The sequence below is a fragment of the Propionispira arboris genome (genome assembly GCF_900109225.1).
In the GTDB taxonomy this organism is placed as follows: Bacteria; Bacillota; Negativicutes; order Selenomonadales; family Selenomonadaceae; genus Propionispira; species Propionispira arboris.
Genome location: NZ_FNZK01000019.1, coordinates 1 through 13844 on the forward strand (window position 1 = coordinate 1; position 13844 = coordinate 13844).

Consider the following 13844-nt stretch of genomic DNA (forward strand, 5'->3'; position numbering starts at 1 on the left):
AAAATCGTAATCGATCCATGGGGAACAAAGATGTCTCCATCGGATGATTTGTGTAAACGGTTAATAACACGGCTGGTTAGACGATGATTAAATGCAACCAGTGTGCCTCGATCCGGCTGCACATGGACTGGAATATTCGCACAGGCTGCGACCTGTCCCGCCCAGGGACCCGCTGCATTCACAATAAATTCGCAGGCAATATCATATTGTTGTTTGGTGAAATAGTCACGAACGGTAACCGTAGTTACTTGTCCGTTTACAGAATGAATCTTAACCACTTCGGTATACGTTTTTACTCTGCCGCCATATCTCTTCGCAGAATCAATATTCTGCCAGGCCATGCGAAATCCATCAATGGCTGCATCCGGCACACGGTATACAGCTTGGGCACGATGGGTTAAGTTTGGTTCCAAATGCCAGGCTTCCGCAGTGTCGATTTGGATGGCCGGTAAATTGATCTTTTTGCAGGCTTCAACCCATTCTTTTTCATAGGCCGGATCATCTTCTGGCAAGCGAACAAAATATCCTTCGGTAGCTTCCACACAATGCCTGCCTATTTTACGTAAGATCGTATTTTCTTCAATACATTCGCGTCCAGCATCTGCATCTTTCACAGCATAACGTCCACCGCTATGCAATAGGCCATGATAACGAGAACTCGTTCCATGTACCATGTCACGCATTTCAAGCAGCATGACATCTACGCCACGCATCGCTAAGTCGCGCAATATGCCAACTCCTGTGGCACCACCGCCAATTACAAGTACTGTCGCTTTTTCCATCATCATTACACCTTCTTTATGTAATAAGTTTTGTAAACAATATGCCGCTCTTGTTTACAAAACTTATTTTTTATTTATATCATATTTTTTCAATTCTCTGTAAATATCACGCACCCCTGGTAATACCAGCGTGGCTGTAACACCATATTTCTGCAAATCTGCTTCTGTGGATTCTCCCGACAAAACTAAAATAGAAGCAATCCCCGCATTTTCACCGGTACGAATATCCGTATAAACACGGTCACCGACAATAGCCATTTCAGTTTTGGATACACCAGGGATTTTTCTAAAGGCACTTTCAATAATTTCTTTGTTGGGTTTACCAATGACTTTAGGAACTTTCCCCGTCGATGCTTTAATAAATTCAATCATGGATCCAGTATCGGGAATATAACCACCCGTCACCGGACAATTAATATCAGGATGGGTCGCTATATAAATCGCTCCATCACGAATAAAGTCACATGCTTTAACCAATTTTTGATAAGTCAAAGTTGTATCAAAACCGAGTACCACAAATTCCGGATTTTCGTCTGTCAAAACAAATCCATTTTCCCTAAAATCTTTTTCTAATGCCGATGTACCTAGCAGATAGATACGTGCCTGCGGTTTTAAGGCCGACAGATAACTGATCGTCGCGTCACCCGATGTCAATACATTCTCCCGGTTACAACGTATACCCAGATTTTGCATCTTGTTTACATAATGAGCACCGTCCTGCGATGAATTATTGGTCAAAAACAAAAACTGACGACCACTTGATCGAAGATACGACATAAACTCTTTTGCTCCAGGCAGCAAAGTATCACCAAGATTAATCGTACCATCCATATCCAATAAAAAACAACGTATTTCCCCCAAAGATACCATGGATTTTAAACTCCTTTTCTTTTTTAACATAGCTAAAATTTATTTTGAAAACCCTTCTAAAAAAATTTAGACTAATCCAAAAATTCTGTTGGCAGCTTCAGTGAAAAACTTTCCGCCAAGTTTAATAAATTTTCTTTGGTAATGGTATGTTTCTTGCCCCCCATAGACATTACCCGGCTATAGATCTCCGCCGCTTTTTCTATTGTGTCCATCAGTCCAAAAGCTTCATCCAAATTGTTACCAGCAACAAACAACCCATGATAGGCCCAAACAACCGCATCATATTTTTTCATTAAACTAGCTGTTGCTTCGGCAATATCGGCACTGCCAGCAATCATCCAAGGTAATACACCGATTCCCTGGTGAAATACAATGGAATTTTCTGTAGCCATTTCCCATAATTCCCGCGTAAATACTTTATCTTCCAACGGTAAAACAAATGTTAACGCCATTAAATTGGGTGTGTGTGCATGATATATAACACGATTTTTTCCCTTACTCAATTGTTTTTTTATACTGTGATTCGCTAAATGTGTTGAAAGTTCACTGGTTGGAACGCCTCCGTTTTTCACCCCCCAAACAACCTCATAGTTTAATCCATGATCATCTATTTTTATGATTGCAATATTATCTTGTGGTGCCAAAACAACATTACGCATATACTTTCCGCTGCCGGTCACTAGGAAATATTCGCCAGCCAATTCTGGGACAGCAACCCCAATCCGCGTCCATTGGTGATTTTCCTTTAGATTTTCTTTTACAGAATCAATCTCTTCTATGCTAATACGATAACTTAAATTTCCGCCATTTCTCTCATGCCAGCCTTTTTGAAAACCATCCTCTGTTAACCGAATAAAACCTTTTATAAACTCTGCTTTTAATATATCCAAGAAAAACACATCTCCTTATAAAATACGAATCAACCCTGACCATAATATGCATTTTTGCCATGTTTTCTAAAATAATGTTTCTTCAATAAAACAGGCTGCATCGCTTGAACCTGTGAGTTAATCAATAGCGTATTTTCGGCCATAAAAGCAATTTCTTCTAAGATAATCGCTTTTTTAACAGCTGCCAGCGGGTCCTTTCCCCAAGCAAACGGCCCATGTGAATAAACCAACACACCAGGAACATCTTCCATATGTATCTTTTTTTTCTGAAATGTTTCAATAATGACTTTTCCTGTTTCTTTTTCATATTCACTATTTATTTCATCGTCTGTCATTGCCCGTGTACAAGGTATTTCCCCATAAAAATCATCTGCATGTGTTGTTCCCAATGCAGGTATGCTGCGACAAGCCTGCGCCCAGGATGTTGCATAACGTGAATGCGTATGCACGATCCCGCCTATATCTCGACAAGCTTTGTATAATTCCAAATGTGTTGGTGTATCCGATGAAGGGGCCTTATTTCCTTCTATAATATTGCCTTCCATATCAACAACTACCATATCGTCGACTGTCATGTCTTCATATGGAACTCCCGAAGGTTTAATTACAACTAAATTTTTATCTCGATCAATCCCCGAAACATTACCCCAAGTAAAGGTAACCATTTTATATTGTGGCAGCATTTCATTCGCTTTATATACTATTTCTTTTAATTCTTCTAGCATACTCCAGCCCCCCATAGCTCATTTCTAATGAATGATCATTTTACTGAATCCGGCAGCAAAATAATCATTCATAACATTTTTTAACAAATATGGTGACCGTGCTATAGCATCCACTGTATCACCAGCAATATGCGCAGTCAGTGTAACATTATCCAATTTTAGGAAAGGATCATTTACCGGAATTGGTTCTGTCCAAAAAACATCCAATGCGGCTCCGGCAATTTTTTTATTTTGCAGCACTTCCAGTAAATCCACTTTGTTTACCAGCTTAGCGCGTGCCGTATTAATTAAATAAGCATTTTTCTTCATCAAAAAAAGTAAATCTTTATTTATCATTCCTGTAGTTTCTTCCGTCAGACGTGTATGCAAAGATACAATATCACTGTTCTCAAATATTTCCTGTAAAGATACTTTTTTGACTGTAATATTTTCTCTCATCAATTCTTCTTCACTGACAAATGGATCATATGCTTGTACTTCTATTTTGAGCGCCTGTAAATATTCAACTAGCAATTTACCTATATTGCCTAACCCTACCAAACCTACTGTCAGATTTGATAATGTTGTTTTATAAAACGCGTTGCTAAATTCTTTTTCCCACCCGCCAGTTTTTATAGAATAATGTGATTTCGCAATATTTCGTGTTTCTGCCAGTATCAGACCCAACGTAAATTCTGCTACCGGTACAGCATTTCTGATTACATGTATTACCGGTATATTATGCTTAGCTGCTTCTTGTATATTAATATTTTCCAAGCCACCACGACTAACCCCAATCATTTTTAAATTGGTCCCGGCACGAATCATGGTTTGGGAAACGGGTGCAAGATGCACCAATAGATAGTCAGCATCTGGAAGGAGCTCCAAAATTCCATCAGGAATCGGTACCTTTTCTGAACCACTACGTTCAATTAATAAAATTTTTTTTTGAAATTCGTCTTTACTCAATTCGGAAAACCATTCAAATTTTTCAACTTCAATCTCATCATTTAAATGAAGCATATACGCTGCTTTTTCCATATTTTCACTACTAACCAAAGCATCGCCGACAACAATGATTTTTATCATACTACTGACCTTCCTTGAAAGAAGTTTTCTGGTAAAAATATATTACAGCTCAAAACTATAGTAAGCTGTAATATATTCACCATTTTAGTATTCCTTATTTATATTGTTCAATCTGTTTACATACGCAGTCCGCGGCATTTTCCAACTCGCCCATATCAAACAATAACTGTAGAATTCCATACCGATTACGTAATTCTTTAGCGTAAACAATACTATTTTTGAGCAATTCGGGCGTCACACCAATCTCTTTTGGCAGATATGGTGCCTGAATTTTTTTCATGGCAGCAATGATTTTTTCCGGTGCTGGCAAGGCCTTCGCCAATTTTATAAAATCTTCTCGATGCTGCTGTAATACAGCTAATCGTTTAGCTACTGCGGCATCACTATTTTTGTGTACCTTTTCTTCTAACGACAAAACCCCAGGAGCCGATATTCCATAGGCTTTTTTGATGGATTTTATCCAGATATTCTCATCAAAGGAAGGCTGTGGAAAAGCTTTGTCGCTTGCCAATATTTTTTTTGCATATTGATAAAGTAATAATGCAATAACCGTACCAACACCGACTTTTGTTCCATGCAACGGGTCCTCTTGACCATTTTGTAAAAACATCATCTCCCAATAATGCGCTAAATGATGTTCGCTTCCCGATGCAGGTCTGGAATTGCCTACATAACTCATCCCTACTCCGGCAAGTACCAAACCTTCCATGATTGCTCCCATCGCTTTTGTGTTACGTGATGGGATACCATCAAGCGATGTTTCCAAGGCTTTTAAGGCATCCTGCATAATACCATCAACAAACTCACAATAATATTCTCCCGTAATCAAATGGGACAGTTTCCATTCTGTAAGGCAAATATATTTGCCAAAAACATCGCCGACACCAGCTGTAATCAGACGCATAGGTGCTTTTGACAAAACATCCACATCACCAAGAATCGCTTTAGCATGGCCCATTTTTTCATAAGTTGTTTTTAAATTATGAATCAGCATTGGTGTAACATCCGAAGCATAACCGTCCATAGATGGTGCTGTTCCAACAATAAAATAATCAATTTTCATTTTATGAGAAATGAACCGACAGGAATCATTGATCGTTCCTGAACCGACTGCTATAATCAAATCGGTTTCCGCTGCTATATCAGCAATAAGATTGCCTAACGTAATTTCATCCGGGATGATTTCGTCAGCTTCTAGTCTGATTTTGTCAAAAAAGATTTCACCTTTTTCTAAAACAGCATATACCATCTCTCCAGCTGCTTTTTCTGTGTTTTTATCAACAACGACTGCCACATGTTGATAACCTTTTTCTTTGATGTACTCTAGCAAAGATTCAATGACATTAACACCTATAGCAACATGTTTGATAGCGCAGCTATGTTCTCTGCCGCAGGCACATTCAATTTTTTTATTCAAATAATTATTCCAATCCATTATTAGTTGCCTCCATATATTTTTAAGCGTTCTTCGCCGCCTGTACATCTATATAATCAGTAATTTTTTGCTTGTTCAGTTTATAGAAAGCAAAACCCGCAAAATAAATTACAACTGCCAAACCAATCCAAAGCGGACTTCCTGTAATAAAGGCAAAAAATACTAATGACATCAATGGTTTACCTAAAATATTAAAGCTGGTAATCAGCATAGCAGTTGCCGGAATCGCTACACCAACGGTCGTTGCAATACTAGTAAATAATGGTGCTGTTGCAGTGCAAACCAAAAGCCCCAGACTAAACCAAATCACACCAGAAATAACGATTTTAACAATATTGCCATTATGTACAGCTACCAGCCCCTGTACCATATATGGTATGGCAAGCAAATCCACAACCGGAAGTGTCTGGTTTCCCGGTAAAATAACCGCAATGAATACCATAATTGGAATCAAGATCAAACCACACGTAAGTGTTGCTGGTTCACCATAACCACAGGCATCATTCACAGCAATATACCATTCACGATCTGTTTGTTTCGACATCATTTTACGTGCAGCTTCTGTAATCGCAGCAAAAGCTTGGGAAAATACAGCTGCAACTTTTGGGAAAATAGCCATTACTGCACTCGTTGAAATACCTACTTTAAAAATTTCGCCCCATGCCATAATAGTCGTAATACGATCCATATTCCCAATAATACCAATCAGCATCCCTAAAACGAGACCCAAGGTCATCGGTTCACCTAAGAAGCCAAATTTTTCTTGTACTGTCTGTGGGTTTAATTTGATTTTGTTAAGCCCAAAAAAATTATAAATTGGTTCTATAACAATAGCAAAAATAGAAGGCTCTACATTGTGCATTGCTATAATCGTACAATTCGGATAGTTATAGTATTTTGACCATCTCTTAGCCAGCAATTCAGAAATCAATAAACTATATAAATTCATCAATATCATACAAGTAATCCCTAAAGTAAAGCTGCCTGTAACAGTAGTAACCATAGCTCCCCATACCATATAAGAATAATTGTTCCATAAATCAGATGGTTGAAAAACATCCGTCCATTTAATCAAGAATAAGACGGTCTGAAGTACAATTCCTATTCCCAGATACAACATGCCCGCATCGGTCGAATAGGCGACCAATGATGTAGCTTGCCAGCCCACATCAAATACGGGAAGATTGACGCCGGTATTATTCACCATTCTCTGGATAACCGGACTAATAATAGGTGTAAAGGCATTGATTAATAACATAAATCCAGCCAAACCTACCCCTGCATACATAGCTGCTAAAAAAGATTTTTTAGTTGTAACTTTAAACACTTTAGCAATAATAAAAATAACAATTGGTACTACTACGGCTGCTCCTAATGAATCAATAATCTCTTTTAATATATCCAAAATATAACAGTCCTCTCTTCTAGTTAAATTTTTTAATACAAAAAGTTATTTTCCCAAACCCTCAATGACTTTCGTTACTTCCTCCAAAAATTCATCTTCTCCCATGCCGGTCAAACAAGCAAACGCATTAATTACAGGAATCCCATAATCACCCTGCGGCAGCGGGCTGGTAAAAGTAAGCAGGTCAAACTTGCCGGACTGGGCTAAGTTCATCGCTTCTGTCGGTCTTGCTTCTACTGTTTCAACATGGTATCCCTTATCATTTAGATATTCTTTCAATTTTCCTGCTACCATCGAAGACGTTACCGTTCCTGAACCACATACAGATAAAATATTGACTCTTTTCATGAAAAAATCGCCCCTTTACGTCTAAATTTGAATAAAATCTAATAAATCGTCGACTTCTTGTTTTGTTGTTGCATGTCTAATATTCTTCATTAAGTCTACATTTTGAAATATTTTCATTAAATTTCCCAACAACCCCACTTGTGAAGCCGGATCTTTTACCGCCAGTAAAAAGACCAAACCAATTTTCAGTGTTTTTGTCGGTTCACTCATCGAATGAAATTCGACTGGATTTTTTAGAATTCCGATCGCAAAGTTAGATATATTTACATGTTCTGTGTTTGTGTGCGGAATTGCTACACAAAATTCACCTAAATCCAACCCTGTCGGTAATTTACTTTCTCGTTCTAACACTGCATCAATGTACGTATCTTTGACATAATTTTTGGCGAGCATTCGTGTGCCCAATTCCCGAATGACACTTTTGGGATCTTCTGCTTCAACGTTTAATGCAATCAAATCTAAATCCATTATTTTTCCTCCCCTCTATCAACTCTCTGAGTTAACCTGCCACTTAATATTAAAGCAAGTTTCGTGCCAACAAAAAAAATCCATTATTTTCTCTGAAAAGCCTGCATTCTAAAGACTTTTCTTAACCATTCCACAATTTGCAAACAAAAATACATTTGAAAGTTTTGTCTAAACATTATGTAACAGTCTCAATTTTCTGCTTTATGACCACCTTATTCTAACTGTGCAATTTTATCTAAAATAATATTTTGAAAATCATCTTGATTTGTACAACTTTTAATTTTGACCATAAATTCATGGTCACGTAAAAGTTGCAGCATATTTTTTACAACTTCCTGGTCATTTGATTTAAAAACTGGCATAAAGATAAAATTAACATTTCCGACGCCCCAGTCAATCGGATTTTTCAACTTCACAAAAACAAAACTCGTGCGATTCACAGCAATTGAATTACCATGCGGTACTGCTGTATTTCCCTCACTAAAAGTAGGCAATAAAGCTTCTCGATCGAGTACCGACTGTAAATATTCTTTTTCAACATACCCTTTATTAATCAGCAAAGAACAAATATACTCTAAAATTTCATTTTTAAAATAAATAGCAGGTTCAAATAACATAAAATCACGAGTTATATTGCGTTCATATTTCGTAAGTTCTGATTCATGCCTTGTTTCAAAATAAAGTTCAATGTTTTTCAATAGATTTTTGTCATAATTAATAAAAGTAGTCCCAGCAATTTTAGGATTCATCGTCCCGACAATTAATACATTATGTTCTTTCTGAAAATCGGTGATTTCATTCAGCAAATTTTCATCAAGGGCACTCATAACATAACAAGGGATATGCGTATACTCTTTTTTAATCACCTCACCAATATGCTTGGCATTGCCTTCGCCAGTCAGACACATCGCAATAATCAAATTTGCTTTATGACTATTTTCTTTTTCAGTAAAGTACAAATCACCCAACTTATCTTTTTTTAAGTAAAAATAGATTTCATCTAAAGTATCTTCCCCTAAAGATACCCGCCGCGTAGCTTCAAGCCCCAAAACAAGATCAACACGATTGAGAGTCTTTGTCTTGATATGAGTCTGCTCGTAAACGATATCACCAATATTGCTCAAAGATCCCATATCTACTAAGAACAAAACCCCACGTCCCTGATCGATAACCTTAGCCAGTTCAATCGCTTTATTATAAATATTGATTGGTTTTTCCGTTAATGGCATATCAAGCGCAATAGGGAAATTCGTTCCGAGCAGATCTTTAATAACCTTTACTGTTTCACTGGCAATATAACCATGCGAAATCATAATTAAGCCAATTCTTGTTTTTAAAGTTTCAGAATTAAAAGCAGATTTGATATATAAAGCAATAAACGCAACCTCATCTTCGGGAATATTAATATTTTCTTGCTGTTCAAGGCGCTTGGTAGCTGCTAAAGCAATCGAATATTCAGCCGCAAACTCACGTTTAATCTTATCCAGATGAATATTAATGATTTTCTGATTCAAACGTATTCTCTTTATAGCCTCTTCCAGATGAATTGCCAAATATTTAAATGCACTACGATTGATTTGGAGTCCTGCTTCTTTTTCAATAAGCTCTTGCATCAAAAACTTCACTTCAGACATAACCGTTTCACTGACGAAACTGCATAAATTATTCATTGAAAAAAGGTCTGGCTGTCTAATATCATTTACATTTAAACTTGTAAAGCGATTTATAACAAATGCCCAGAGAATATTTTCTATTTCACCTTCCGATAAATTCAATATTTTGAGTTCATCGTATTTTGCTTCGATACTCTGATACATATCTTGTATATCTGGATCTTGCTCTTCTATAGGAAACGAGGCTGCCAGATTATCAGGCTTAAAAGGAATCAGCATTAAATTATTTAAATATTTTCTAATTTCCGAATGGTTTTCATCCATTAAAGTCTTTTCATCGACGGAATCAATCAGTTTTAAAATTTCATTCACATCGATCGAAACTAGACGATCTGCCTTGTTATGCATAACTTTCAGAAAAGATCTGGCACAGAGCACTTGAATCATGTTCTGTAATTCCCCAATATTGCCATTAAATTTATTAAGTGCCAAAATTTCAACCACATTTTTATCTACAAAAATTTTACAATTAATTCGATTACATTCTTGTTGGAAAATTCGATATATTAAGTCAACTTTTTCTTTTAAAAATCGTTCACGCAAGGAAGGCAGATAAATCACCATTGGTATACGGCGACGAAAGGTAAGCAATAAATTTGTTTCTATGTTTTCAGTTGTAGCACCAACTAACATAATACTTACTTTCCGTTCACCGCTGCTTTCGCCTAACCGCCTAAAACTGCCTCGATCTAAAATAGAAAACAATATTTCCTGTCCTTTTGGCGGTAAACGGTGAATTTCGTCTAAAAACAGCATGCCGCCATCAGCTTGTTCCACCAAACCGGGGCTATCATTTACTGCACCCGTAAAAGCTCCCTTTTTATAACCAAATAAAAGCGACAATAACAATTGCGGATTATCCGCATAATCCGCACAATTAAATACAACAAACTCAGCATTAGCCCGTAAAATACTTTCCTGCTCAGCAAATTGATACATTTTTTTTGAAAATAAACTTTTTCCCACACCGCTTTCGCCAACAATCAAGGTCGGTAAACCTTTGGGCGGATACAATATTGCTGATTTTGCCTGTTCAATTGAATTTTTCAAACTGCCCTTATACCCAATTAAATCTGTAAAAGGATCTTTCATGGCATGATTCTCTACAGCCACATCAAAAGTTGTTTCTTCTTTTGACAAAACCTCTTCTACAACCCGACGTGATATAGTAAACCCCTGTTCTAATAACGCTCTTGTTATATCAGCAATATTGATTGTTTTAGCATTTTTCTCAATGGCTAAAATTGCCGATTTTAAATAAGGATACCTTCGTTGCCGAGAATTAAGAATATTTAATTCTTTTCTGATATTCGTAATATTTTCTCGTGTCGTATTCAAGAATTTAGCAATTTCCATATCTGTTAAAGGATTTTTTTTATTTTCTGTGTTGATGATATTAATGATCTTATTCTGCATCTCCATAAACATATCTCCTCCTCTATATTATAGTAAGCAAGATGTATGCCATACTTTTCTGAGTTTTTTATCAGATCCATATCGCGTTATTACGTTTGCTATTTAACATCTTATACAAAATGTAAATATTAGAGTATATTCGCATTTTGTAATGTATAAAATGTAAGCAGGAATTAAACTAAAGTATACCCCATAGGAAAGATACGGAATCTTCATCCCATGGAGTTATATTTTTAGTATCGTTAGATAATCCGGTTCATACTTTAACGTATGAAGCACGTTCAATCATAATGTTATCTTTTAAAATATAGCACCGTGCCTTTTTTCGACCAATATGATATCCAGCTTGAGCTGTGATGATATTTCGTAAGCACCCCTGCAGGATTATCAGTGTGGATATGGTCGATAAACTCAAATCTGATTTTAATTTAGCTGAGAATTTTTTCTTTTATGTGACATATAACAAACCCTCTTTCTGTAATATTTTAGTATAGCAGATTCATTATACTCTTATTCAGAAAGTGTCTTCTTTTATACTACCATTTGACGACAAAACAGCCGAAAATCAACGATTAAAACCGTTGGTCTTCAGCTGTTTTTCTATAATCTCACATTACAGATTCATCTTTAAAACTAAAAACAAATTTCATTATTTCAAGGTTAGACATAAAAAAAATCCCCTGAGCCCTACTTTCACAACAATCACCTAAAAATGATATTTTAAAGCTCACAATCCTTTGAAGTTTTAGGAATTTTCAATGATTCTTCATTTTGACCAACAAGGAACAATCCAGCGATTGAGTATTAATTACACCTTCATCATCAGTCCCAGAAATGCTTTTGACAAAATAAATAACTTTTACATTTTCATTTTCATCTGTAACCATCATATCTTCTGTTTTTTTTACAGAATTGGTTTGATTCGCAGTATGTATTTTCTGCGCAATATCATTGATCTTTTTGGCGTAAATAACTTGGCCGTTTTCTAGGATCTTAACTTCACTGTCTTTCCCTGTACACACAACAGAAATGGGTATTTCCGGTTTCTCTATTTGACTATTTATTGTGGACAGCTCGAATAAATAGTCAAACCCATTGATACTTGCGACTTTTTCTTGTTCTTGCATGACATGATTAAAATATTTCGCTGCGTTTCCATTAAGGCCATTATTATCAGTTGGTGAAAATCCAAATACTGTTTTAAACTCGCCTATTTTAAAATTTTGCGGAAGAATTTTCACTTCATCCAACTTATGATAGCTGTTAAAGTAATAAAGAATATTCGTAATTTCCTTTTTATCGTCTACTGTAATCTCGGGATTCATTTTACTTATTTTACCATTTTCTATCATATCATATTTACTAATAATTTTTTCAAGTCTCATACTTTGACTCGTTGTAGAAACCGAAAAACAACTCCATGGTCCCATCACCGACAGCAATGATAAAATCGCTAGCGAAATGGGTAAGACAATATTTCTAGGAGTTTTATGGGTAATGAAATATATCATACTACTTACCAGCCAAAGCCCTGTAAGAAAAACAAAGTAGCGATTTTCCGTAATGCCATAGGCATTAACTCGCATACCTAACGACAAAAACATCATTGCCAATAAGGGCAATACCACAATGGGGAATACTTTAATAAATTTATTTGCCCAAGAGCTCGTATGACACATTGGGAAAATAGCAAACATAACGGTAACACCGAGTAAGGAATACCATATCACAAGATTTGTGACGATTCCTGCTGGCCATTCCATTTGAATCAGTATTTTAGCAAAATAAATATACAATGTAGTGGAATATGCCACAATTAAGGGCATTATGATGTAAAGTAATAATACTTTGAGAACTTTAGGATAGGACGAAATGGAAAGTTCCTTATCCTGTTTTGGTATATCCCCCAAGAAAAATACAGGAGCAAAAATTCCAGTTATAAGCAGTCCAATATCAAAATAAGCCTCAAAAGAAACCGTAATTAAAAAGAGTACGTGTATCATCTCGAGTATAGCTGCAAGCCCTGCATACAATATTACGGAATATAAATAGGTAACAAAAAATCTTGTTACTAAATGAACAATATAGAGCTCGTAGTTGTCTTTTTTGTAGAAATAAGGGATGAGAAGAAACATACAATAAAACGAAATCGTAACCGCTGTATATCGAATCCACGCTGTGATTTGCAGATCTGCCAGCAAAAATGCGTAGTAAAGCCATAATCCACCTATTGCGATCCCATAGATCATACATTTTTCACGGTTGGTTAAGGATGGTCTTCTTTCAAAAAAAACTTTGATACTTAACGATACAGGAATCGCTAATCCTAAAATCATACAAAGATGTTGCAGTAAATTTCTGTTTTCTTCTGTTAATGCGCTGAGCATATGCTGTTCCACACCGAGAATAACGGCAATAGCCGTTGATAGCAAGATTGTCACGGGGAATCGTTTACTGCTTGCAATAAATTTTGCTACTAATCCCTGACAAAATGAAATGATTTTTTCTAACATATGTACCTCCTCTAACTATATAGGGGGCTGGAAATGCTTCCTTTTCCGAACAGCAATTTACTATCAATCCAACCATATATCTTAAAATTAAACAAACTAAGCCTAAATATATTTTCCCTATAAATTCGCAAACCCCTCTTTATTGAGTGAAAGCCGACAAAATCCACTTCATTTGGTCTTGAAAAATTTACAGTATCATAAATTCAAGGTATCTCTTATGTTGGAACTACTGCCCCAGCACAAGAGATACC

At 36.2% G+C, this 13844-nt stretch carries 11 protein-coding genes; all 11 read right to left on the reverse strand.

Annotated features, from left to right (window positions below):
* Positions 1-782: FAD-dependent oxidoreductase (locus BMY14_RS16105; protein ID WP_143063189.1), on the reverse strand; the 782-nt coding region annotated here is incomplete at its 3' end.
* A 63-nt stretch (positions 783-845) separates the two neighbouring features.
* Entirely contained in the window at positions 846-1682 is an 837-nt protein-coding gene (locus BMY14_RS16110; protein ID WP_245741454.1) for an HAD-IIA family hydrolase, read from the reverse strand.
* Between the two features lie 41 nt (positions 1683-1723).
* Entirely contained in the window at positions 1724-2542 is an 819-nt protein-coding gene (gene rhaD, locus BMY14_RS16115; protein WP_091834063.1) for a rhamnulose-1-phosphate aldolase, read from the reverse strand.
* 29 nt (positions 2543-2571) lie between these two features.
* Positions 2572-3267, reverse strand: a complete 696-nt coding sequence (locus tag BMY14_RS16120; RefSeq protein WP_091834066.1) for an L-ribulose-5-phosphate 4-epimerase — start codon at positions 3265-3267, stop codon at positions 2572-2574.
* A gap of 24 nt (positions 3268-3291) precedes the next feature.
* Complete coding sequence (locus BMY14_RS16125; RefSeq protein ID WP_091834069.1) at positions 3292-4335, reverse strand: 2-hydroxyacid dehydrogenase; 1044 nt, start codon at positions 4333-4335, stop codon at positions 3292-3294.
* A gap of 94 nt (positions 4336-4429) precedes the next feature.
* Positions 4430-5770, reverse strand: coding sequence for a sn-glycerol-1-phosphate dehydrogenase (locus BMY14_RS16130; protein ID WP_091834072.1), 1341 nt, complete (start codon positions 5768-5770; stop codon positions 4430-4432).
* A 22-nt stretch (positions 5771-5792) separates the two neighbouring features.
* Entirely contained in the window at positions 5793-7175 is a 1383-nt protein-coding gene (locus BMY14_RS16135) for a PTS galactitol transporter subunit IIC (protein ID WP_218144923.1), read from the reverse strand.
* Between the two features lie 45 nt (positions 7176-7220).
* Positions 7221-7523, reverse strand: coding sequence for a PTS sugar transporter subunit IIB (locus tag BMY14_RS16140; RefSeq protein ID WP_091834077.1), 303 nt, complete (start codon positions 7521-7523; stop codon positions 7221-7223).
* Positions 7524-7544: 21 nt separating this feature from the next.
* A complete protein-coding gene (locus tag BMY14_RS16145; RefSeq protein ID WP_091834079.1) occupies positions 7545-7991 on the reverse strand; it encodes a PTS sugar transporter subunit IIA in 447 nt (148 codons plus the stop codon).
* 212 nt (positions 7992-8203) lie between these two features.
* Positions 8204-11086, reverse strand: coding sequence for a sigma 54-interacting transcriptional regulator (locus BMY14_RS16150; protein ID WP_091834082.1), 2883 nt, complete (start codon positions 11084-11086; stop codon positions 8204-8206).
* A 749-nt stretch (positions 11087-11835) separates the two neighbouring features.
* Positions 11836-13593: a DUF4153 domain-containing protein gene (locus BMY14_RS16155; RefSeq protein WP_091834085.1), complete on the reverse strand. Its 1758-nt coding sequence runs from the start codon at positions 13591-13593 to the stop codon at positions 11836-11838.
* Between the last annotated feature and the right edge of the window lie 251 nt (positions 13594-13844).

Excerpts from the sequence above, each read along its gene's own strand:
- BMY14_RS16150 (WP_091834082.1), bottom strand. The coding sequence starts at position 11,086 with ATGGAGATGCAGAATAAGATCATTAATATCATCAACACAGAAAATAAA.
- BMY14_RS16145 (WP_091834079.1), bottom strand. The coding sequence starts at position 7,991 with ATGGATTTAGATTTGATTGCATTAAACGTTGAAGCAGAAGATCCCAAA.
- BMY14_RS16110 (WP_245741454.1), bottom strand. The coding sequence starts at position 1,682 with ATGTTAAAAAAGAAAAGGAGTTTAAAATCCATGGTATCTTTGGGGGAA.
- BMY14_RS16125 (WP_091834069.1), bottom strand. The coding sequence starts at position 4,335 with ATGATAAAAATCATTGTTGTCGGCGATGCTTTGGTTAGTAGTGAAAAT.
- BMY14_RS16120 (WP_091834066.1), bottom strand. The coding sequence starts at position 3,267 with ATGCTAGAAGAATTAAAAGAAATAGTATATAAAGCGAATGAAATGCTG.
- BMY14_RS16130 (WP_091834072.1), bottom strand. The coding sequence starts at position 5,770 with ATGGATTGGAATAATTATTTGAATAAAAAAATTGAATGTGCCTGCGGC.
- BMY14_RS16140 (WP_091834077.1), bottom strand. The coding sequence starts at position 7,523 with ATGAAAAGAGTCAATATTTTATCTGTATGTGGTTCAGGAACGGTAACG.
- BMY14_RS16155 (WP_091834085.1), bottom strand. The coding sequence starts at position 13,593 with ATGTTAGAAAAAATCATTTCATTTTGTCAGGGATTAGTAGCAAAATTT.